Origin of the sequence: Pseudundibacterium arcticum (assembly GCF_042646465.1) — a bacterium.
In the GTDB taxonomy this organism is placed as follows: domain Bacteria; phylum Pseudomonadota; class Gammaproteobacteria; order Burkholderiales; family Burkholderiaceae_D; genus Undibacterium_A; species Undibacterium_A arcticum.
The window spans coordinates 42,509-63,191 of sequence record NZ_JBHRTP010000054.1 but is presented as its reverse complement, the minus strand read 5'-3'; the positions used below and the strand labels follow the sequence as shown (position 1 = coordinate 63,191).

21 protein-coding genes are annotated in these 20,683 nt (G+C 56.5%); 3 read left to right on the top strand and 18 right to left on the bottom strand.

The features are described 5' to 3' along the window. The 7 genes from fliL to fliF form a co-directional block, all read right to left on the bottom strand. The gene (gene fliL, locus ACFOFO_RS16740) at positions 1 to 522 is read right to left on the bottom strand and encodes a flagellar basal body-associated protein FliL (RefSeq protein WP_390325438.1); all 522 of its coding nucleotides are present in this window, start codon (positions 520 to 522) and stop codon (positions 1 to 3) included. Between the two features lie 211 nt (positions 523 to 733). Beyond that, positions 734 to 1,957: a flagellar hook-length control protein FliK gene (locus ACFOFO_RS16735; RefSeq protein WP_390325436.1), complete on the bottom strand. Its 1,224-nt coding sequence runs from the start codon at positions 1,955 to 1,957 to the stop codon at positions 734 to 736. A gap of 5 nt (positions 1,958 to 1,962) precedes the next feature. Further along, on the bottom strand, positions 1,963 to 2,403 hold the full coding sequence (gene fliJ, locus ACFOFO_RS16730) for a flagellar export protein FliJ (RefSeq protein ID WP_390325434.1): 441 nt from the start codon (positions 2,401 to 2,403) through the stop codon (positions 1,963 to 1,965). 35 nt (positions 2,404 to 2,438) lie between these two features. Next, positions 2,439 to 3,851, bottom strand: a complete 1,413-nt coding sequence (gene fliI, locus ACFOFO_RS16725; protein ID WP_390332088.1) for a flagellar protein export ATPase FliI — start codon at positions 3,849 to 3,851, stop codon at positions 2,439 to 2,441. Beyond that, positions 3,851 to 4,513 carry a flagellar assembly protein FliH gene (locus ACFOFO_RS16720; protein WP_390325431.1) on the bottom strand — a complete coding sequence of 221 codons (663 nt, stop codon included), beginning with the start codon at positions 4,511 to 4,513 and terminating at the stop codon, positions 3,851 to 3,853. The genes fliI and ACFOFO_RS16720 overlap by 1 nt, the downstream gene beginning before the upstream one ends. Then, complete coding sequence (fliG, locus tag ACFOFO_RS16715; protein WP_390332085.1) at positions 4,506 to 5,501, bottom strand: flagellar motor switch protein FliG; 996 nt, start codon at positions 5,499 to 5,501, stop codon at positions 4,506 to 4,508. The genes ACFOFO_RS16720 and fliG overlap by 8 nt, the downstream gene beginning before the upstream one ends. Further along, positions 5,494 to 7,149 (bottom strand): flagellar basal-body MS-ring/collar protein FliF, encoded by a 1,656-nt coding sequence (fliF, locus tag ACFOFO_RS16710; protein ID WP_390332083.1) that lies wholly within the window; start codon positions 7,147 to 7,149, stop codon positions 5,494 to 5,496. The genes fliG and fliF overlap by 8 nt, the downstream gene beginning before the upstream one ends. A gap of 300 nt (positions 7,150 to 7,449) precedes the next feature. On the opposite strand from fliF, the gene fliE reads away from it, so the two are divergent. Beyond that, a complete protein-coding gene (fliE, locus tag ACFOFO_RS16705; protein WP_390325429.1) occupies positions 7,450 to 7,755 on the top strand; it encodes a flagellar hook-basal body complex protein FliE in 306 nt (101 codons plus the stop codon). 31 nt (positions 7,756 to 7,786) lie between these two features. Here the strand turns inward: fliE and ACFOFO_RS16700 are convergent, their stop codons facing one another. From ACFOFO_RS16700 to ACFOFO_RS16690, 3 genes are all read right to left on the bottom strand, one after another. Beyond that, positions 7,787 to 8,023, bottom strand: coding sequence for a transposase (locus ACFOFO_RS16700; RefSeq protein ID WP_390332215.1), 237 nt, complete (start codon positions 8,021 to 8,023; stop codon positions 7,787 to 7,789). Between the two features lie 146 nt (positions 8,024 to 8,169). Then, positions 8,170 to 8,511: a hypothetical protein gene (locus ACFOFO_RS16695; protein ID WP_390325427.1), complete on the bottom strand. Its 342-nt coding sequence runs from the start codon at positions 8,509 to 8,511 to the stop codon at positions 8,170 to 8,172. 242 nt (positions 8,512 to 8,753) lie between these two features. Continuing rightward, the gene (locus tag ACFOFO_RS16690; RefSeq protein ID WP_390332081.1) at positions 8,754 to 10,880 is read right to left on the bottom strand and encodes a cytochrome-c peroxidase; all 2,127 of its coding nucleotides are present in this window, start codon (positions 10,878 to 10,880) and stop codon (positions 8,754 to 8,756) included. A 426-nt stretch (positions 10,881 to 11,306) separates the two neighbouring features. On the opposite strand from ACFOFO_RS16690, the gene ACFOFO_RS16685 reads away from it, so the two are divergent. Continuing rightward, positions 11,307 to 11,993 (top strand): response regulator, encoded by a 687-nt coding sequence (locus tag ACFOFO_RS16685; RefSeq protein ID WP_390325424.1) that lies wholly within the window; start codon positions 11,307 to 11,309, stop codon positions 11,991 to 11,993. Between the two features lie 7 nt (positions 11,994 to 12,000). Beyond that, entirely contained in the window at positions 12,001 to 13,359 is a 1,359-nt protein-coding gene (locus tag ACFOFO_RS16680; protein ID WP_390332079.1) for an ATP-binding protein, read from the top strand. A 240-nt stretch (positions 13,360 to 13,599) separates the two neighbouring features. On the opposite strand, the gene ACFOFO_RS16675 is transcribed toward ACFOFO_RS16680, so the two are convergent. The 8 genes from ACFOFO_RS16675 to ACFOFO_RS16640 all read right to left on the bottom strand — a co-directional run bounded on the left by ACFOFO_RS16675 (position 13,600) and on the right by ACFOFO_RS16640 (position 20,502). Continuing rightward, positions 13,600 to 14,355: a flagellar brake protein gene (locus ACFOFO_RS16675; protein WP_390325422.1), complete on the bottom strand. Its 756-nt coding sequence runs from the start codon at positions 14,353 to 14,355 to the stop codon at positions 13,600 to 13,602. Between the two features lie 9 nt (positions 14,356 to 14,364). After that, positions 14,365 to 14,673 carry an EscU/YscU/HrcU family type III secretion system export apparatus switch protein gene (locus tag ACFOFO_RS16670; protein WP_390325420.1) on the bottom strand — a complete coding sequence of 103 codons (309 nt, stop codon included), beginning with the start codon at positions 14,671 to 14,673 and terminating at the stop codon, positions 14,365 to 14,367. Continuing rightward, positions 14,670 to 15,797, bottom strand: coding sequence for a flagellar hook-length control protein FliK (gene fliK / locus ACFOFO_RS16665; protein WP_390325418.1), 1,128 nt, complete (start codon positions 15,795 to 15,797; stop codon positions 14,670 to 14,672). Before fliK ends, ACFOFO_RS16670 begins: the two co-directional genes overlap by 4 nt. 11 nt (positions 15,798 to 15,808) lie before the next feature. Next, entirely contained in the window at positions 15,809 to 16,138 is a 330-nt protein-coding gene (locus tag ACFOFO_RS16660; protein ID WP_390325416.1) for a flagellar protein FliT, read from the bottom strand. Positions 16,139 to 16,140: 2 nt separating this feature from the next. Next, complete coding sequence (gene fliS, locus ACFOFO_RS16655) at positions 16,141 to 16,650, bottom strand: flagellar export chaperone FliS (protein ID WP_390325414.1); 510 nt, start codon at positions 16,648 to 16,650, stop codon at positions 16,141 to 16,143. A 34-nt stretch (positions 16,651 to 16,684) separates the two neighbouring features. After that, on the bottom strand, positions 16,685 to 18,703 hold the full coding sequence (fliD, locus tag ACFOFO_RS16650) for a flagellar filament capping protein FliD (RefSeq protein WP_390332077.1): 2,019 nt from the start codon (positions 18,701 to 18,703) through the stop codon (positions 16,685 to 16,687). A gap of 88 nt (positions 18,704 to 18,791) precedes the next feature. Beyond that, a complete protein-coding gene (locus tag ACFOFO_RS16645; protein ID WP_390332074.1) occupies positions 18,792 to 19,169 on the bottom strand; it encodes a flagellar protein FlaG in 378 nt (125 codons plus the stop codon). Positions 19,170 to 19,248: 79 nt separating this feature from the next. Beyond that, positions 19,249 to 20,502 carry a flagellin gene (locus ACFOFO_RS16640; protein ID WP_390325407.1) on the bottom strand — a complete coding sequence of 418 codons (1,254 nt, stop codon included), beginning with the start codon at positions 20,500 to 20,502 and terminating at the stop codon, positions 19,249 to 19,251. Positions 20,503 to 20,683 lie beyond the last annotated feature (181 nt).

Genomic DNA, 20,683 nt, shown 5'->3' with positions numbered 1-20,683 from the left:
TTACTGGATGATGAAAGAGGTGAAGTACACGCCGGACACATGCTGCGGCGGCGTTTGCGGCGCAAATGGCAGATTGGCCTGGGTCACGATGTCGGCGGATAGTTTGTTCTTTCCTTCCACACTCGAAATCTCGGATGCCTTTTTGCTGGACAATACCATCAACAGGCGATTGCGCACCTGCGGCATCTGCAGTTTGATCAGCTCGACCTGGCTCTGCTCATGGACCAGCAAGGTCATCGCAATTTGCAGGTATTGATCGCCGTTTTCCGGTTGCAGATTGACGGTAAACGGTTCGAGCGTGATGTAAATCGGTACTTTGGCGGCTTCGACCTTGCCTGCCCTGTGACTGTCGCCTTGATGAGTGTAGTACCAGCCGCCGCCGGCAGCGCCGCCAGCGACCAGCACCGCGGCGCCGATGATCAGGAACAGCTTCTTTTTCGATTTCGGGCTTGCTGGCGCATCTTCCTTGGCGGCTGCCTTGGGTGCGGCTTTCAGGTTTGCTTTAGGGGCAGAAGTCGCCATTTTTTCCTCTGGTTCAGCATTGGCGCGGTGTGTCGATGATGGATATTATTGGCCGAAAGCGCCAGATCGGATGCCATGAAAAGAGGGCGGAAATCGGTGCATATCCCGTTAAGGGTATCTCTATTAATTGGTTTGTCGTCCCCGCCCTTCGGCTGGAATGACTCGGATTTTGAATGGCGGATTCAACTACGCAGTGCAACCGGGAGTAGTTTTAGGCGAAGGTGTCGACCACACCCAAGCCACTGGTGATGACTCTCGGGCGCACGCTGCGCGGTGCAATATCTGTCGCGCCATCCTGTTGGTGGCCGGCGGACTGTGCCTGGCGTGACTGCTCGCCTGGCGTACCTGCCTGGTTGCCGGCATGATTGCTGGACCCGGCGTTGACGCTGGTCTGGCCCAACTGAATGCCGGCATCGCTCATCATGTCGCGCAGTTTCGGCAGTGCCGCTTCGATGGCCTGGCGCACTTCCGGCTGCGCTGCGATGAAAGTCGCGTTAGTCTGTTCGTTGGTAACGTGCAGCACTACCTGCAGTGGGCCGAGATCGGGAGGATTAAGCGTCAACGATGCGGTTTGGTGCGATCCACCGACCATCCAGACTATTTTTTGCCCAAGTGCCTGATCCCACGCCGAGCTGCCGACTGGCGGCGTCAGTTTTGCTGTCGGCAGTGCCGGCGTCAGTTGGGCCAAATTGAACGGCGCAGCCTGTGCCGCAGCCATGGCTGTGGACGAGACGGCCGGCAATGCTTCCTGGTGTTTGGCGGCTGCGGCGATGCTCAGAGCTGTCTGCTGGACCTGGTCGGCACTGCGCTCGCCCAGACCGGCAATCGATGCCGCATTGTTCTTCTGATCTGCAATATCGGCCGCTGCCGCTTTGCCGCGCAGATCGGTTTCGCCTGCATGTGCATCGGCGGTGTCGGATAGGGCGTCTTTGCCTTGGCGTGCGAAGGCGGTGGCGTCAGCGGGGGCCGTGACCGTGCTGTCCATGTCTGCCGGCTTGGCTTCCGCGGTCACGGTCCTGGCTGCCGCCTGATTCAGGTTGGCCACTAGCGCCAGCAGTTCGGCCGCGGCATTCGGGGGAATAGCGCTTGCCGCGGCGTCATTCGTATTCTTGTCAGCCTTGGCGTCGCTGGCCTTGTCGGTGCCATCGGCCGTTTTGCCGGCTTTTTCGCCGTCGCACGACTTGGCTGCCGTTTTCGCGGCAGGTGCGGGTTGTGGCGGCGATGCTCTGCGATCGGTTTCTTTGGCCGCGACTTTATTGCTGCCCTGATTGACGTGCTGGCTGCTGTCGCTGTTGTTGTTATTGTTCCGATCGCTGACTTCACGCGACAATAATTGCTGAAATTGACCGTCGCGCGGCTCACCGCTGCCGAGCTTCGGCACCGGCGCCGGGTTTTGCAAGGCGCTGACAGTATTCAATGTGATCGGTGGGTGCATGCTGTTTATCGTTTATGCGCCAACTGCCTGGCCGCGCGTTCATCGGTTTGTTTCTGGTCTAGCCTTGTTTCCCGCAACAGCAGTTCCTGCTGAGCGCGGTTCGATAGCGTGGTGTATGACAGCCGCTTCCGTTCACACGCCTGCCAGCCGGCACGTTCGATGGCGATGCGGCGTTTGGCTTCGAACACAATCTTTTCCTGCCCCGCGACCGCGCTGTCGAGCTTTTCCAGAAATGCCTGAAAATTGCGGTAGCCGATCGCTGTCAATCCGGCCGCCAGACCTGCCTGGAAGCGAACGGCATAGTCATTGCGGTACTCATTTAACAGACTCAGCTTTTGTTCAGTTTCGGCGCCGGCCCGGATCGCAGCACCCAGGCGTTTGGCAGCGTCATCCGTCGCCTTTTCGGCAAGTTCGATCAGGGTTTCAAAGGGCGCGCGGTTAGCCATAGGGCCTGATTATAGAAACAGCAATCCTGCTTCAATCAGGAGAATAGAGCGGCAAGTTGCCCCAAGCTTTCGTCAATGCCAACCCGCTCGGGAATATCCTGTTGCAAAAATGCCTCGATCCTGGCGTGCAACGCGATTGCCTCGTCCAACACGGGATCGCTACCGGCGCTATAGGCGCCGACGCTGATCAGGTCGCGGCTGCGTTCATAACGCGAGTACAACTGCTTCAGGCGACGCGTCAGTTTCTGATGTTCGGGTGTGGTAATGCCGTGCATCGCGCGGCTGATGGACTGTTCGATATCGATGGCTGGGTAGTGCCCCGACTCGGCCAGGGTGCGGTCGAGCACGATGTGGCCGTCCAGAATGGCGCGTGCGGCGTCGGCGATCGGATCCTGTTGGTCGTCGCCCTCGGTCAATACTGTATAGAACGCGGTGATCGAGCCGCCGCCGACCTCACCATTGCCGGCGCGTTCGACCAGGGCCGGCAGTTTCGCGAACACCGATGGCGGATAGCCCTTGGTCGCTGGCGGTTCGCCGATCGCCAGCGCGATTTCGCGTTGCGCCATTGCATAGCGGGTCAGCGAATCCATGATCAACAAAACGTTTTTTCCCTGATCGCGGAAATGTTCGGCGATCGCGGTGGCATAGGCGGCGCCTTGCAAACGCATCAGCGGCGGGGTATCGGCCGGTGCCGCGACGACGACCGCGCGTGCCAGGCCGACCGTACCGAGAATTTGTTCGATGAATTCCTTGACCTCGCGGCCTCGTTCGCCGATCAGGCCGACCACGATCACGTCGGCGCTGGTGTAGCGTGCCATCATGCCGAGCAAGACGCTTTTACCGACGCCAGAACCGGCGAACAGGCCCATGCGCTGGCCGCGGCCGACGGTCAGCATGCTGTTGATGGCACGCACGCCAACGTCGAGCGTATCGGTGATCGGCGCACGCGATAACGGATTGGATGGACGTACGCTGATCGGTGCGGAATGCTGGGTGTGCAGCGGCCCCAGTTTGTCGAGCGGACGGCCGGCACCATCGAGTACCCGTCCCAGCAATTCGTGGCCAACCGGTAGGTGACGGGCGCGGTCGCTCGGTCGGCGGCGCGGATGTGCTACCTGACCGGGGCGGGGCAGGGTGTGCACTACTTCGACCGGAAATACGCGGGTACCGGGCGTGATCCCTTCGACATCGCTTTGCGGCATCAGGAATAGCCGATCGTTTTCAAAGCCGACCACTTCGGCTTCAATGCGCGCACCGTTGTGCAACGGAATGGTACAGGCGCTGCCGACCGGAATTTTCAGGCCAACCGCTTCCATCACGAGGCCGGCGACACGGGTTACGCGACCCGATATCTGCATTGGTTCGACGATCGCCGCCAGCGCGCGGCAATCTTTCAGATAGGCGCGCCAGCGGGTGCTGTGCGCTTGGCCGGCGGGCGTTGGGCTCATTATGGCGCCAGCCAATCCGATTCTTTGCCCAGGGCATTGGCCAGTCGCTGCCACTGGCTGGTGGCCGATGCGTCGATCTGGTTACTGGCGGTGTCGATGCGGCAGCCCCCGCGTTCCAGACGAGGGTCTTCCGATACGCGCCAGTCGGCCTTGCCGAGCACGTCACCCATATGCTTGTGTACCAACTGCGCGTCATCCGGATTGAGCGTCAACGTCGCCTGCTGCACATTGGGCAGGTAGCGTATTGCTTCGCTGACGATCGGTAGCACCAGTTCCGGCCGTACCGCTAACGCCGTTTTGAGCATGGCCTTGGCCAAATCGAGCGACAGGTCCAGCATGTCATGCGCGATTAATTCATCGGCGCGCGCCGTTTCTGCAGAAAAATTTTGTGCAATATCGTTCAGCCGCGCAATTTCCGCAGCGATCTCGTGTTGGCCCTCGATCAATCCGCTTGCATGGCCGGCGGCTTGCCCCTCGGCGAAACCGGCGGCGTAGCCTTCCTGCCGCGCCTGTTCGCGGATCTGGGCCAGCGCTTCGTTGCTCAGCATCTGTGCTGACTGTGTTGCCATGTCAGATCTCGAGCGTTGGTCGTCGCCGAACGAGGCCATTTCCCAGCGCTGGTAAGCGGACTGCCGTTCCTTCGGGATCACCGCGTTAGACATAGGCATCCTCGCCTTTTGCGCCCAACATGATCTGGCCTTCATCGGCCAGACGGCGCACGACCAGTAGAATTTGTTTTTGCTGGGCTTCGACTTCCGACAAGCGCACCGGCCCCTTGGAATCGAGGTCCTCGCGCATCATTTCACCGGCGCGCTGAGACATGTTCTTGAAGATTTTTTCGCGCAGATCCTGACCGGCGCCTTTGAGCGCAATGATCAGCATCTCTGACTGCACTTCTCGCAACAGCAACTGGATGCCCCGGTCATCGATCTCGAGCAGATTGTCGAACACGAACATCTCGTCCATGATCTTCTGGGCCATTTCACCGTCATAATTCTTCAGGTTGTCCATGATCGCGGTCTCGTGTTCACCGGTCATGAAGTTCAGGATTTCCGCAGCCGCGCGGATGCCGCCCATCGACTGTTTCTTGAGGCTCTCGTTGCCCGACAGCAGCTTGGTCAACACATCGTTCAATTCGCGCAAGGCGGCCGGCTGCACACCGTCCAGCGTGGCGATGCGCAACACCGCGTCGTTGCGCATGCGTTCGGTAAAGTGGCCGAGAATTTCACAGGCCTGGTCGCGCTCCAGGTGGACCAGGATGGTCGCAATGATTTGCGGATGTTCATTGCGGATCAGTTCGGCCACCGACTGCGAATCCATCCATTTCAGACTCTCGATTCCACTGGCATCGCGCCCACCCAGGATGCGGTTCAGCAGCGACGCCGCCTTGTCGTCGCCCAGCGCCTTGGTCAACACTTGACGTATATAGGCATCCGAATCGAGACCGACCGAGGAACTCTTCGCCGCCTCGATACGGAAACTGTCGAGCACCGATTCGACATGCTCGTTCGGGATCGACTTCATGCCGGCCATCGCCGAGCCGAGCTTTTGTACTTCGCGCGGGCCGAGGAACTTCATTACTTCGGCTGCCTCATCCTCGCCCAGTGCGAGCATCAGGATCGCGGCCTTCTGAATTCCGTTCTCACTCATTGCTGCCCACCCAGGTTTTAATGACGTTGGCGACAATGCGCGGATCGCTTCTGGCCAGTTCCTTGGCCATGCCAAGATTCTTCTGATAGCCCGAGATCGACACCAGATCGTCCTGCAGCAATTGTCCATCGCTGCCGATGCCGGCGTTGGGCTCCGCGCCGTTCAACGCCGGCGCTGTCGTTGCCGTATTGAGATTGTGGGTCAACCTGCGCAACATCGGCTTTAATACGCGGAAGAACAAATACAGCAGCACGATCGCTGCAATCAGGTATTTGCCAGCTTCCTTGGCGAGCGCAATATTGTCCGGCTGCTTCCACAACGGCAGCTCGATGAAGTTTTCCTTTTCGGAACTTGCGAATGGGCTGTTGACGACGTTTATCGAATCGCCGCGATCCTTGTTGAAGCCCATTGCCTCCTTCACCAGATCGGTGATTTGTGCCTTTTCAGTATCGGTCAGCGCCTTCGTCGTGACTTTGCCGTTCTTGTCGATTTCACGTTTGTAATTGACCACCACCGCGACGGACAGACGTCGGATGCCACCCATCGGTTGCTGCGTATAACGGATCGTCTTGTCGACTTCATAGTTGACGGTCGAGTCCTTGCGGGTATTGATCGGCGTATTAGTGCCACTGGCATTGGCCTGGGCCGACGCCGGCGCCGTCAATGGCGCGGTGGCCGGTGCCGGCGGCTGGTTGCTCAATGCGCCGGGTATGCCGGATGCATTGCCGCCACTGCTGTTTTGCGATTCGCTGGTTTGCTGGCTGCGTACCGACGATGTGGTGGGAGTCTGGTTCGGCTTGTAGGTTTCGGCCGCCTGCTCGGTGTTGGAAAAATCGACATCGGCTGTCGCCTCGGCCCGCACATTGTTGAGGCCGACAATCGGTGTGATGATCGATTCGATCTGCTGCACGATGTTCTGTTGCAGTTGTTGCACGTATTTCAGCTGCGACGGATCCAGTCCTTTGGCGCCAGGTGCTTTGCCGGATTCAGACAATAAATTGCCGCTTTGATCGACGATAGTGACATTGCTGGGCGGCAGATCCGGCACGCTGCTGGCGACCAGATGGACAATGGCGCTGACCTGCTGCGTATCGAGCGTGCGCCCCGGATGCAGGTTCAGCAACACGGATGCAGTGGGTTTTTGCTGGTCGCGCACGAAGACCGACGGTTTCGGCAGCGCCAGATGGACGCGGGCGGCCTGTATCGCGCCCACTGACTGGATCGAGCGCGCCAATTCGCCTTCCAGCGCGCGCTGGAAATTGACTTGTTCCAAAAATTGCGAGACGCCGAGCTTCTGGTTTTCCATCAGCTCGAAGCCAACATTGCCCCCCTTTGGCAAGCCTTGCGCCGCCAGCTTCAGGCGCGCATCGAAGACTTGATTGGCCGGCACCAGAATCGCGCCGCCACCTTCGGCATACTTGTAGGGTACGTTCATTTGTTGCAATGATGCAACTATTGCGCCGCCGTCGCGGTCGTTGAAATTGGCGAACAACACGCGGTATTCCGGCTGCTGGCTCCACATCCAGACCCCGGCCATCACGGCCATCACAGCCGCCGCGCCGAGAGCGAGCAGAAAATTGCGGCCGCCCGGTTTCTGTGCAAATCCTGCGATTCTGGGGACGAGGGCGCCTTCTTCGGCTACAGCCATGATGTTCTTCCGCCTGCTCGTGGTGGGTTGGTCGATGTCACGATATTTTTGTGGAAAGAATTCAAGATTTTTAGATTAGCGTCGATATTATTCCCTGGAGCAATTTTTAATCGGACGAATAGAAGCGCGTTTGGGCTTCTAATCAGGCCGGATGCGGGACAGGTGACTGCTAAGGTGGCAGGGTGGAAAAACTATGACTATTGCCGCGTCGACCACGACCGGCCATGGTTGCCATGGTTACTTGATAGAAAAAGGCTACCGATGAAAACCGGGCTAATTGATAGCGGCAGGATAGAGGCAATGCTCACGCAATTGCGTGCGGCCGCAACGCGTCCAGCGGGCATGGATAATAGTTCGGTTGCAGCCGAGGCGCCGGTCGGCAAGGCAAATTTTTCAGACCTGCTGAAATCGTCGTTGGAGCAGGTCAACAGCGCGCAGCAGACTTCCGAAAAACTGGGGCAAAGCTTTGCGATGGGCGACGATAAGGTCAGCCTGTCGGATGTGATGATTTCGATGCAGAAGGCGAATATCTCATTTCAGGCCGCGGTCCAGGTGCGCAACAAGCTGGTGTCGGCCTATCACGACATCATGAACATGCAGGTATAAAAGTCACTTCTGATTTCTGTCAATAATTGATTCATCCGGGTTTTCTGTGGGTCATTGAAACCGGATACAGGTCAAGTCCGCCACAATGGAAGTAGACAGCGATCTTGAAGTTGTCACGGTTTCTGAACCCGCAGGCGCGTTTTTGTACGGTTGCAATTTTGGAGTTCAATCCTTCTGCTACAGCGTTGGTTATACGATGTTTGAAATACGTCAATATATTGGGACGGTGTCTTTCAATCGGGCCACATGTCCAGGCTGATGGCTTCAGTCTCGGACGCAGGCGCGGGACTTGCCCCGCGAAATCCCTGCGTCACCTTAGACAACGGACATTCTGATCCATTGTCTGCGGCGCGCAAACGGCTGCGTCTCAACCGGAAAGGCGAGACGAGACGCGACTGCGGCTGGAAGTAAGGCTTAGTTGCCAAGAACGCGCAGACGCGATAGCCACCACTGCGCACGCCAGCCGGTAAGTGCAGGCGTCAGTGTTGGATTTGCCAGTTCATGCACCGCGGCGCGCATGAGGGGTTCCGGTACGTCGATGTCTTCGAGACCCGCGATGGCGTTCGCCCACGATTCCACTTCCGGGGAGTTGAGTTCTCCGGCGAGGAATTTATTGAGCACGCTGGCAATGTGAACCGGCTCCAGGTCCACCAGCTTTTCGCTGCAGTCCCATTCGAACTCGCTCAAGTGAGCAAGTGCAAGTGGCAGCGATACGCGCAGGTCGATGAGTGATTTGAGCGCTAGTACACGATCCATCGCAGGAACCTTTCGTGATTGGGTTGTCAACCTGGGCAAATAACCGGGACTTGGCTCGCCGGCAATGCGTTGCGAATTTGCGGACATGCTGGCTGGATAGGAGGCACCTGCTCCGCGTACTCTCTTTGCTTACTCAAAGAAATGATTAATCGTATATCCATGTTTACGTCTTCTACTTGCCTGCCGCTACGCCGTAAGTTGATAATCGCTTGCGTTCCGAGGACCATATCGGTCGGTGAGTACTATCGCTGGAATGGGTCCAGATTGAGGAACGTTGAGACTCGTTCCTTCGTTCCTCGGGCACCCACCTCCGGAATGCACTTCATGATGTCGATCGCATGTCCGGATTTGTCTGCATTTACCGAATTCTGATCACCTTGGTGTCCATTTGGGACGCAGATGGATGGATGATCAAATGGTGCTTTTTCGTGAGCTACCCGGTCATCACTCAAAGCTAGAAGGAAAGCCACGAGATCCTGCTTTTGCTTCTCGGTCAAACCAAGCGGCTTGATGGTCGGGTCGGGAGTCGGTTGATTGTCCTTGGCAAAATCGCCGCCGCGGTTATAGAAATCAACTACCTGCATTAATGTGGATTTTCCCCCGTTATGGAAGTAGGGCCCGGTGAACTCTACATTACGCAGTCCCGGCGTCTTGAACGCGCCATCGACGGCGGTCAGTGCGTTCGGATCAACCGCAGCCTCATGGAAATCGTTGCCAAGCAAATTGGTACGACGGAGTTGGGACATCCGGGTTTCTGAAAGCGGATTGCCGAACGGATCCAGTCCGCCGACGCCAAGATCTTCCGCGGTCGGACGCACGCCGGTATTAAAGAAGCCATTGTCGTAGCGGAAAATCTGCTGGTTGTTCGCCCCTGTCCTTTGGTCGAGTCGTACGTCGGTATCAAAATTGTGGGTCGAAGCGCTGGTGAGTTCAGCATTCGCGTGACAGTGGATGCACTGGGCGGGTCCGCGAAAGAGTTCAAAGCCGCGTATCTGTTGCGCGTTCAACGCGCTGCTGTCACCCTCCGCATATCGGTCGAACGGCGTATCGTCGGCGACCAGCGTAGCTAGATAGCTTTGAACCGCGAACCCAAAAAACATTCCGAAATTGGCCTCCATCTGGGTAACCTCACCGTCCATTTGCACTGTCCGAGGTTGATTGGAGTGGCGGCTATTTGCCAGGTCCATTGTTCCAAATTGTCGAGCGTGGGCCACCGGGATAGTCATGATCGAGGGCGAACTCCAATATTCGGACCGAAAGGCTGTCTTGACGAGCGATGCATAGGTGGGTCTGCTGGCTGCCATGGAGCCGAGAACACTGTCCGTGGCAGAGATGACCTGGTCGGCCAAAGCTTGGTTGCCCAGCAGCTTTCTCCCAACATTTGCAAACGTACGGTTTTTACAGCTCATTTCGTTCTCGCTCAATGGCGGGCCTGACGCTTGGGACGATAGCGCAGAGGTTGGAATCGCCACCTTGATTTGTCTGAGTACGCCGTGTTCCAATTTCCAGACGAGGATGTTAGGGTTTCTCATCCCAAATGGATCGCCCCCATTAAACATGTTATTAGCCCGGCCATCCCAAAAGTTGCGGAAATTGAACGTCGCGTTTATGACCGTCGGCGTATTGCGAGGTTCCACCCGCCGCGTATTGACGCCGTTGACGTTGAATCCTGAGCCCCCATGACCAACCGCATCGGATACCGCAGTGCAGGCGTCAGGCGCACCTGATGCGTTCGTATCAGCAAAGGCAGTCGCGAAAACGCCCTGCGATCCGACCACGTCATTTATGTCGCTGATGCGCGAGGCCGCATCGTTGACGTCAGCATGCTTCGTTAAAGGAAAGTCACTCGCCTTCAACGCGTAGTTCGGCCCGCCCAACTGGAATGTTTTGTCATTTGCCAAGAGCCCTGGGCTAAGCTGATTCTTGGTGCGATTATCGGCGCCGGCATGGAAGTGGCAAGTGGCGCATGAGGTTTTATTATCGCTTCCTACCTTCGTATCCCAGAAGAGCGCCTTGCCAAGTTGAACGACGGCCTTCTTGTCCTGCACGTACGCATCAAGGATCGCTTGGGATGGGCCCGGTGTCGGAACGGTCTTGAGGGAAACTGGCGGAGTGGACGTGACTGCTGGAGTTGGCTCTTGGGCCTCTGTTACGGGTACGCCAAACACTGCACCCATCAGCACTACGAAAGCCGTCTTAATGATCGTTTGACCAATTGCGTCAGTTTGCAGAAGAAACGGACGATGATTCATGGAAGCCCTACCATGAATGGCTGGATCGCGATAAGTGTAGTAGTGAGGGGATAGAATGTTGACTAAATGGGTCAATAAACGTCTGTTAATGGTCGCGCGAGCTTGAAACCGATACATGATCTAGATCTCCTGTGCTAAAACCACAAGCAACATTCCTGCGGTTAGCGCAATTTCGTACGCGGTGCTGCTGTAAAGTGGCCGGCATGTCGCTTGCAATCGACATGTTCCGTCTAGGCGAAGCCGTGTGATTCGTGAGTAGCGTTACGTCCTACGCGAATTCCAGATGGGTTGCGTAAAGGGCTTTGACAAAGCAACTGGTGGCGCCTTCCCCCTCAATCAATTTTCGGAGCCAGGCCGGGCGGCGTGTTCGAGAAAAAACAGTAATGCGCAGCCTGTGAAGAAGACACTTTTAGTATCCAACTTTCCCGTTAAAAAACAACGTCTGACGATGTAAATTTAGGTAAAGACCGGTATTGGAAAATTTCTTCAGGACGGCACTTGATACCATCACGTAATGAGTGTCTCTTCGTGACGGAGAAGCAGATGAAAGTCTTGTTAGTTGACGACGACAGTGAACTTTCCCTGATGTTGAAGGACTACCTGCACCTGGAAGGATTTGATGTTGTCGCGGTGCAGGATGGAAAGACGGGCGTTACGGAAGCGCTGTCGGGAAAGTACAGGATAGTCGTGCTTGACGTAATGATGCCCCGTCTGAATGGCCTGGAAACCCTAAGGTGTATCCGCACGGAAAGCCAGATACCGGTACTGATGCTGACCGCCAAGGGAGATGACATGGATCGTATTGCCGGTCTGGAACTTGGCGCAGACGATTATGTAGCCAAGCCCTGCACGCCTCGTGAACTGACGGCGAGAATACGTGCGATTCTCCGCCGTACCCAATCCTCCACTCCGGAGCCGGCGTTGGATGCCCCGCTAGTCGTCGACCTATTGACCTTGTGGCCCGAGCGACGGCAGGTTGAATGGGAGGGACGGCCCGTTGAGCTAACCAGCACGGAATTTAGTCTACTCGAAGTGCTGGTCCGGAATGCAGGCCGCCCGGTGAGCAAGAACGAACTTTCCGAACAAGGATTAGGCCGTTCGCTTACCCCCTATGATCGAAACATCGACGTTCATTTGAGCAGCCTTCGTCGTAAGTTAGGCCGATTGGAAGACGGCAGGTCGTGTCTTCAGACGGTTTTCCGGTTCGGTTACCAATTCATCAAGAAGTAGATAAGGCATGGGTCGGTTATTTTGGAAGTTCTTCATTGTCATCTGGATAGCCCAGATCATCGGCACCATGTCGGTGATGGTCGCGGTCGAGCTGAAACAGGGTTTTGAAGGCGACAACCGGCCCAACGCGGTAGCGGATCGGTCGGCCAATCTCTTGATTGAATCGGCCGCGACGGCCCTTCAGTACGGAGGACCCATGGCGCTGCGGAAGCTCATGGACGATACGACGAGACACGAATTGGTAGTCGTAGATGAAAATAATCGTGAACTCCTTGGAAGAACAGTGGATCCCGCCGCATTGCAACGGGCGCAGGCAAAATCTCATCAACGAGAAAATGCCGACGGTGTTCGCCGGATAACACTGGCTGACGGACATAGTTATCTGTTGTTTGTTGATGCAGCACAAAAGCTGACCAGGCCGATGGATACTGGCCCACGGCCTCCCCACGGATCGAAACTTCTCCCGACTGAGCCGCTGGTGGCCCACTTGCTTGCGAGCCTGATTGTCGCCGCCCTTCTTGCCCACTACTTGTCGCGACCGATCCGCAGCCTGCGGTCTGCTTTTCAGGCTGTAGCGTCCGGGAACCTGCGCGTCGGCGTTGCAAATGCCGTAGCAAAGCGGAAAGACGAATTGGCCGATCTGCTACGTGAGTTCGACCGCATGGCTGCGCAACTGCGCGTCCTAATGGATGGTCAGCGACGCCTGCTTCATGATGTTTCACACGAACTGCGGTCGCCGATGGCAAGGATGCAGGCAGCCGCCGGGCTGGCAAGGCAGCAGCCGGAAAAAACGAAAGATATGTTAGACCGGATCGATAGTGAAATCATTCGTATGGACCGGCTGATAGGAGAGCTGCTGACTTTGTCGAGGCTGGAAACCAGTGAAATCGGGGTGCTCGATGCAGAAGTCTGTATCGATGAAGTACTCGATGACATTGTAGATAGCGCGCAATTCGAGGCAGAATCAGCGAAGAAGAGATTTTATTTTTCAGGCGAATCCGGGGCCATCATTAAAGGTAGCGCTGAGCTGTTACATCGAGCGATCGAGAATGTGGTCCGCAATGCAATCCAACATACTCACCAAGGCTGCGCCGTTTATGTAAAGGTCAACAGAGACTCCGAGAATGACATGCTGAAGATATCCATTTCGGACCACGGCCCGGGCGTGCCTGAGGCAGAGCTCAATTCAATTTTCAAGCCATTTTTCCGTGGCAGCAAAGCAGACGGCAATCCAGGCGGTCATGGATTGGGGCTTGCCATTGCGAGACGGATCATCGAAGCGCATAGCGGGAGTATAAGAGCCTTTAACCTCTCTAAGGGAGGCCTCTGCGTTCAAATTGCCGTTCCTGTTTTCCGTCGCAATTAATGTGGCGATTCGGCCGCATTGATACGAACGTTTCGATTGAAGCGTGGCGGCTCCACTGGTATCGGGATCTCTCGGTTTCGGCACCTCGCCTGCCTATTGTGCTGGCAGCGCTTTACGCACATTTACCAATGTGCCGAACGCGGCACGGGATCCGAGTGACACGTGAATCTTCCGCCATACCGGACCGGAATTAACTTCGATGTTCGACTTTAAACCTGGGTAACGAATGCACTCAGGGTCCTAGCCGAGACCTGTTGCCTTCGAATTGCGCTCCCTCTCCAGCTTCATGATGTAACGCTGCACCACGGTCAGCATCGAATTCGGCAGATCGATGAACTGGCATCCGAGGCGCCGGTTCACTTTCCCGTTCAATAGCGTCATATCCTGCGAACTGCGGATCTGTAGCGTCACGACGATGGTGCCAATCCCCAGAATATCGACCCGGCAATTTTGATAATTGCGACCGATGGTCTTGTCGAGCGTCTTCTTGTCATCCAGTACCGCGATGCCACCGCAGCTGATGTCGACCAACGACATCGTGTATGCGCCGCCACCTAGTTCTTCCGGCAGCGGAATGGTGCAGCGCAGGGGATTGGTGACCGGTGTATTGATGCGATAGTATTCGCGCCGCTGCAGGCGGATCAGGCTGGCCGGTATGCCGATGGCAATGGCGGGCCGACCTTCATGCTCGCATGACTCTGCCTCAGCGGCTGAAAACACGATGCGGATCTTGTCGAGCGAAGTTTCGAACGAAATATGATCGGCTGCGATGATGCGTTGATTCAACCCCGGATCAGGCGCACAGTCGAGAATCACGGCGTCATTGTCTACTTCCAGAATGGTAGTAACCGCCACTTCTGCACCATTGTCGATACTGACGCTGACCAACTGATTTTTTTCCGCGAGATTGCGCAGAATGGCCAGGATTTCACGTCGCGACTGGACCTGATAATGATTCTGGACTTCTGTTCCCAAATCGTTGTTATCTGATTGCATCACGGGCAGCTATTTGAGGGATTTGGGAGGAGGTGGCAAATTCAAACTGTCACTTTTTTGCGCAGCCTCAATATGATATAGCCAGGCCAGCAGTTCCGCAACGGCGCGATACAGGGCCGGCGGGATATGCTGGTCGAGTTCGACCTGCATCAGCAGCGCGACCAGTTCTTTGGATTCATGCACGAACACGCCATGTTCCTTTGCGCGCGCGATGATTTCGTCGGCGATCAGTCCGCGACCCTTGGCAACGATCTTCGGCGCCGCATCATTGGTCTGATAGGCCAGCGCGACTGCATGTTGCAATTTAGGCTCGCTCATCCTGCGCACTCATCCTGCTTTACCGTCAAGGAATCCAGTGGCGAACCGGCGGCACCAAGCGCGTCCGCCAATTGCTGGCTGTGATCGCGCAAGGCAGTCGCCGTGGTCTCGGTCGCGGTGCGCAGCTGGATATGCAGGTTCTCGCCGAGCAGGTGAATTGTGGCCGAGACGACGCCCAATCCGGGCAGCTCGAAGCGCACCGCGCTTTGCCATGATTGCAGTTCCGGACCATCGCGGTCGCCGCCTTCAGGTGCGTCCTGACTGACTTGCCAATCCATGCGCTGACCGGGCCAGACTTCGCCCTGCCATTGCAGACGCTGGTGTTCCAGTGTGTTAAGTTGCGCATTGATCAACTGTGCTGCCTCGTTGCCGATCGAAGCCGTCGTCTTGGTGTCGTTGGAAACGGAATTGCCCAGCTGGGTCTGGGGCTCGCGCAGCAGGTCGCTCATCTCACGCTTGCCATCGGCCCACTCAACGACATGCGATTCGTAAAACAGTCCGCTGGTCGCGACCGCACCATGCAAGGCTTCGGCGATGCGGTCGGCACCGACCGTCGGCGCATTGACCAACGGCGACTTGCCCAGCACTGCAGTCGGCGCGCCGCCTTGTTGGACCGCATGCAGCAGACTGTCGATCAGGCGCCCGGCGCTGCTAAGCGTCGTGCTGGACGCGCCGGATTCGGCGCCGCTCAAATCTGTTTGGTGGAATAGGTAGGAATCCAGCGTTGCCTTGCCGACTGCACTGCTGGCCGTGCCGGATTGCTGTGCAATTGTAGGAAGAAGTTCCGCCGGATGTGCCGCTAGCTCGGCGGCTAAAACGGCAGCAGACGCATCAGCGCCAAGCAGGAATACCGGACGCGGCTCGGTCGATACCAGGGTCATCGGCAACGAGCTGCCGATGCGGGTGTCGGCCGGCAGCATCATACGTGCCGCGGTACCACCAATTTTGACCAGGAAGGACCCGTCATTCAGGCGTGACAAAATTTCGCCTTGCAGTTGCCGGCCGATGACCAGCTGGGTCGAGCGCTGCAATGCCTGCTGGCGCGGATCGCCGACGACCACCGTGGCGGCCGGTGCCTCGATCGAGGTCACGGGCCTGATGGAGTTATCCACCCGTGGCAGCATGTTGGTCTACCTTACTGGTTGGCGCCGTACACTCTGGACAGCTTGCGTTCTGTCCCGGCACTGTTCATCAACGACGACAGCTCGGCCATCCAGGGTTCGGTGATAATGCGAATTTCGCGGTCATCCGCCAGGATCTTGCGGATGATTCTGACCTTCTTTTCCCGGATCGTGCCGGACAGCGCCGCAACCGGTTCACCGCACTGTAGCATTTGAACATGATTGGCGCAGTCGGATTCGAGCGTCACCAATCGTTCCCAATCGGCCGAACGTGCTGCGGCAAGCATCTGCTCACTCAATTGCGCGACCGTTTCATAGAGGCTGATGATTTCTTCGCTATTCATGTTTAAGCAGTCATAAAGTTAACTGAACGTGGCGCGAGCGCGTCGTACGCAGAAGATTTTGGCAACGACGATGCGGTCGGCGTGGCCGGGGCATCGGTCGTGGTTGCGCTGATGGTGTTGGTCGTAACGCCGATCGCATCCCAGGTCGCTTTCAAATCCGACAGCAAGCCGTGAACCTCTTCCAATCGTTCCGGCTGGTTATGCAGGTTCGCCAGCAATAGTTGGTGGCTCATGTACTCATACAGAGCATCGAGATTCTCGGCTATTTCGCCGCCAAGTTTCTTGTCCAGACTGGCGCGTAGACCACTATCAATCAGCAGAATGGCTTTGGATATGGCTTGCCCTTTGGCGGGGATATTGCCAGACTTCATCTGCTGTATGGCGCTCACCACGGCCATGGTTGCGCCATCAAATAGCATGGCAGTCAGCTTATGTGGACTGGCAGATACCACGCCGGTCTCAATCCCGACCTTGGCGTAGGCGTTTGCTCCGTTGCGTGTCGATCCAAACATTGACGGTTTCCTTTATCTTATCTGTGGCGGCGGACTATTTGAGACTGCTCAGTTGCGCTAACTGCTGTGTCAGGAACGTACTGGTCGAGTTCATACTGCTAATTGCAGCGTCGAGGGCGTTGAACTGGGCGCGATAACGCTTTTCGATGGCCGCCAATCTGAGGTTCAAACTATCGCGGGATTTTCCAATACTGTCGATGCTGCTATTGATGCCTTTGGATTTTCCGGCGATCAGTCCCGCGCTCCCGACATAGTTATCGACCAACTTGTTCAATTTGTACGCATAGCCTTGTGACATATTGATACTGCCGCGCGGGCCGGTTAGTCCACCGGTAACCTGCAGTTTGAGTCCCTCTGTCGCGGATCCTAATGCTCCGCTGAGGGTCTGGCCAGAGCCCGTGGCAGCGAGCCCGTTGATGGTGCCAGCTACATCAATACCGGCAGCGGCCACTGGTGTACCCAGCAAATTACTCAAGCCATTGCCGGTCGCGCCCACGTTGGAGGCAGAGCCATATCGATTCGAGGTGACACTCATTTTTCCGCTGCCGTCGACGCTGACACTGACGGCGATTCCCGCCGACGAGAAGGCAGTCGCGCCGTTAATCGAAGACTGCAGCGCGGCGACCAAGCCATTCGCGGTGTAGGTGCTCGGCGCCAGCTTGATCGTCGTGCTGACGCCATCAACCACCAATTCCAATTGATCATTGCTGCCCGCGGTAATTGTCAGGTTCGCGGGTGCTGCCGAACCGGTGAGCGTACCCTGGCTTGCCAATGTGCTGATATTGATCGCATTACTGCCGGGTTGTGTCGCCGACGTTGAGCTGACGAAACTGACCAGACTGTCTGATGTTGTTCCCACGGTGGCAAACAGGCTGCCAATTCCGCCAATGTTGCTCGTGATGGCGGTTTGGAGCTTGGTCGAGTCCAGTGCCATTGAGCCATCTTTATTGAAAGATAAACCAATTTGGGACAGGGTGGCCAAGCCGCTACCCGAATCGCTCAGTTTCGACGAAAGCATGTTTCGGATCTGGGTCTGGATCTCGCGCACAGTCGAATCACCGTTCAATAACCCAGCCTTCTGCGTCTTCGGATCGTATCCGGTCAGACCTTTAATGGTGCTATCCAGATCGTTATACGTTTTTACGAACGAATTAATGCTGTATTTCACCGCCGTACTGTCTTGGACAACCGAAATGGTGGTGCTGCCGATCTTGGCCGCACTGAGCGTGACGCCCTGAATTGCTTCGTTAACGGTCGATGTCGAGCTAGTGACATCGATGCCATTGACCGTCAGTTTGGTGCTTTGTGCCGCACTACTTTGCGTCATCTGTTGTGCTGCTGCGGGGTCGTAAGCCAGCACGTCTGCCAACGAAGGATCGGCCGGATCGAGCGGATTGCGTGCGACACTAATCTTCATGCTGGAGCTTGCGCCGGTCTTGGTCGACGTAAATACCAGGTGGTTCGGGGTCGCGCTGCCGTCGGACACGATGGTCGCCGTGACGCCAATACCTGCCTTGTTGACCGCATCGCGGATACCTTGCAATGAGTTATTCGAGCTATCGATGACAACGCTTCCACGGGCTTGATTGGCATCCTGGCTGAAGGCCGCGCCGCTATACACGCCGTTCGTCAACGTGCCGCCGCTGATGGCGCCGAACTGAAATGTCAGTGTGGTCGCCATGCCATCGCCGATCGCGGTCGCCGAGGTGGTTTGTCCGGCGGTCGCAATGGTTTGCGCTTGCGCGAGCTGAGTCACGTTGACGTTATAGGTGCCGGCAATCGCCTTGCTGGTGGCAGAGCCGGTAATGATCGTCGTATCGGCTGAAGTGGCGGTTACGGCCTGGAACTTGGCGGGATAGGTCAATCCGGCCAAGGCGCTCTGGAAGGACCCGAGTGCGCCGCTCAACGAGCCGAACGCGCTCAATTTTGCCTGATAGCTGGCCTCTTTATTGTCGAGTGCTGTTAACGGCTGTGACTCAACGGCCATCAACTTGGTAACGATACCATTGACGTCCAACCCGGAACCAATACCAGGTGATGAGAGAGTTGCCACTGCGCCTCCTGCGAAAACAATACTGTAGCTAGTTTACGGCTGCGCCAATGCAGACTTTAGAGGGCGATTCACCCGTTTATTTAAATTGCTATGCTTTTTGTCGAATCAACAAGCCTTGCATCTTGTCGAGTGCCTTGGCTATTTCGAGCGCTTCCGGTGAGGGCATTTGGCGGATGACTTCCTGGGTTCGCTGATCGACAACCTTGACGATGGTTCGGTTGCTGTCTTGATCAACCGAAAAAACGAGATCTTGCTCCTGCGCCTGCATTGCCTTGTTGATTTCTTCGACTGCGTGATGCACTTGGTCTAACGAAGGCGTCGCGCCAGGCGGTTCGACTGCGGTGCTGGTGTCCAGGGAAACGAAGGTAGATTTTGGCGCAACCACGTACGGTTCGATGCCTGAACCACCTTTGACCGCGGCGCGGTGCACTGGTGGAGCGATATCGTTAAGCGATCGGATGTCCATGATTACTTCCTTTATAAAAAAGTCCCCGACCGGGAAAAGCAGTCGGGGAGCAATTCAGCATGAAGCCTCAGGCAGTGAATTAGCCGCGCAACAGAGCCAACACACCGTTAGGCAGCGAATTTGCTTGTGCCAGCATGGCGGTACCAGCTTGTTGCAGGATCTGGCCACGGGTCAGTGAGGCTGTTTCTGCGGCGAAGTCAGTATCCTGGATCCGGCTGCGTGAAGCAGACAAGTTTTCGGTCGTTGTTTGCAGGTTCGATACCGTTGAGCTGAAGCGGTTCTGGACCGCGCCAAGGTCCGCGCGCATCGTGTTCACGGCATTAATGGCGCCATCGAGCATGGTCAGTGCTTTATTGGCCCCCGAAACCGTGCTGACATCGATAGTGTCAAAACCGGTTTGCGATTGGGCTAATCCTGTTGCTGCTGCCGCTCCGGTGACAACGTCAATGCCCAGCGCTTTTCCATCGTTTGTGCCAGCGGTGAATACAATATTCCCGGATGTGCTGGCGGTCGTGGCTGTGCCGAACATCTTGATGCTCATGTCGCCGTTTGCTGCGACGTCCAGTTGCGCAGTGACGCCGGACTCGGACGATTTCACGTTAATTGCATCGACCGACTTGGTCATGAACTCTTTGTATTCAGATGCAGTCATCGCGGTATTGTCGGCGACAGCCATGTCGGTGCCTGTAATGGCAATACCGTTGAGTGTGAATCCGCCGACCATCGCCGACGTGGAGCCTGCCGCACCTGGTGGTACTACTGCGGTGTTAGCGGCAACGAGGGTCATCGTAGTACCGGCAGCTTCTGCATATGTCGACGTCCCCAATGCGGTAGAGCGCGCATCGGTTAGCGAGTTAATGGCGATGGTCTGATTTGCGTCTGCGCCCACCTGGAAGGTAAAGCCGCCATTTGTCCCATCCAGAAGTTTTGTGCCGTTAAACGATGTCTGGTTGCCAACCCGGTTGATTTCATTCTTCAACTGGCTGATCTCACTTTGCACACCTTTACGGTCGGCGGCTGACAGGGAACCGTTTGCCGCCTGAACAGACAGTTCGCGCATACGCTGCAGGTTGTCGCTCACCTGGCCGAGCGCACCTTCTGCGGTCTGTGCCATCGAAATGCCGTCGTTAGCGTTGCGGCCAGCCTGATTGAGCCCGTTAATCTGGGATGTCATGCGGGACGAAATTGCCATGCCGGCAGCGTCGTCCTTGGCGCTGTTGATGCGCATACCGGACGACAGGCGTTGCAATGAAGTCGCGAGTGAAGATTGGGAGGTGTTGAGGTTGCGCTGTGCGTTCAGCGACGAGATGTTGGTATTGATAAATGCGGACATTTTGTTTCCCCTTGCTGATTATTTGGTTTCGGCTTGGCGCCTAAAACGTTGGTGTGTCTCGAAATTTCTGCGAGGCAATAACACCGCCGTTGCTAGTTGTAACGGAAGGGGAGCACGAAAGTTTAGTGAAAACAGCAGATTTTTTTTGCGTTTTGAAGGTACAGCTCTGAGCCCGCACTGC

Bases quoted from the DNA above. Each gene is read 5' to 3' on its own strand.
- fliL (WP_390325438.1), bottom strand. From the start codon at position 522: ATGGCGACTTCTGCCCCTAAAGCAAACCTGAAAGCCGCACCCAAGGCA.
- ACFOFO_RS16735 (WP_390325436.1), bottom strand. From the start codon at position 1,957: ATGCACCCACCGATCACATTGAATACTGTCAGCGCCTTGCAAAACCCG.
- fliJ (WP_390325434.1), bottom strand. From the start codon at position 2,403: ATGGCTAACCGCGCGCCCTTTGAAACCCTGATCGAACTTGCCGAAAAG.
- fliI (WP_390332088.1), bottom strand. From the start codon at position 3,851: ATGAGCCCAACGCCCGCCGGCCAAGCGCACAGCACCCGCTGGCGCGCC.
- ACFOFO_RS16720 (WP_390325431.1), bottom strand. From the start codon at position 4,513: ATGTCTAACGCGGTGATCCCGAAGGAACGGCAGTCCGCTTACCAGCGC.
- fliG (WP_390332085.1), bottom strand. From the start codon at position 5,501: ATGAGTGAGAACGGAATTCAGAAGGCCGCGATCCTGATGCTCGCACTG.
- fliF (WP_390332083.1), bottom strand. From the start codon at position 7,149: ATGGCTGTAGCCGAAGAAGGCGCCCTCGTCCCCAGAATCGCAGGATTT.
- fliE (WP_390325429.1), top strand. From the start codon at position 7,450: ATGCTCACGCAATTGCGTGCGGCCGCAACGCGTCCAGCGGGCATGGAT.
- ACFOFO_RS16695 (WP_390325427.1), bottom strand. From the start codon at position 8,511: ATGGATCGTGTACTAGCGCTCAAATCACTCATCGACCTGCGCGTATCG.
- ACFOFO_RS16690 (WP_390332081.1), bottom strand. From the start codon at position 10,880: ATGTATCGGTTTCAAGCTCGCGCGACCATTAACAGACGTTTATTGACC.
- ACFOFO_RS16685 (WP_390325424.1), top strand. From the start codon at position 11,307: ATGAAAGTCTTGTTAGTTGACGACGACAGTGAACTTTCCCTGATGTTG.
- ACFOFO_RS16680 (WP_390332079.1), top strand. From the start codon at position 12,001: ATGGGTCGGTTATTTTGGAAGTTCTTCATTGTCATCTGGATAGCCCAG.
- ACFOFO_RS16675 (WP_390325422.1), bottom strand. From the start codon at position 14,355: ATGCAATCAGATAACAACGATTTGGGAACAGAAGTCCAGAATCATTAT.
- ACFOFO_RS16670 (WP_390325420.1), bottom strand. From the start codon at position 14,673: ATGAGCGAGCCTAAATTGCAACATGCAGTCGCGCTGGCCTATCAGACC.
- fliK (WP_390325418.1), bottom strand. From the start codon at position 15,797: ATGCTGCCACGGGTGGATAACTCCATCAGGCCCGTGACCTCGATCGAG.
- ACFOFO_RS16660 (WP_390325416.1), bottom strand. From the start codon at position 16,138: ATGAATAGCGAAGAAATCATCAGCCTCTATGAAACGGTCGCGCAATTG.
- fliS (WP_390325414.1), bottom strand. From the start codon at position 16,650: ATGTTTGGATCGACACGCAACGGAGCAAACGCCTACGCCAAGGTCGGG.
- ACFOFO_RS16645 (WP_390332074.1), bottom strand. From the start codon at position 19,169: ATGGACATCCGATCGCTTAACGATATCGCTCCACCAGTGCACCGCGCC.
- ACFOFO_RS16640 (WP_390325407.1), bottom strand. From the start codon at position 20,502: ATGTCCGCATTTATCAATACCAACATCTCGTCGCTGAACGCACAGCGC.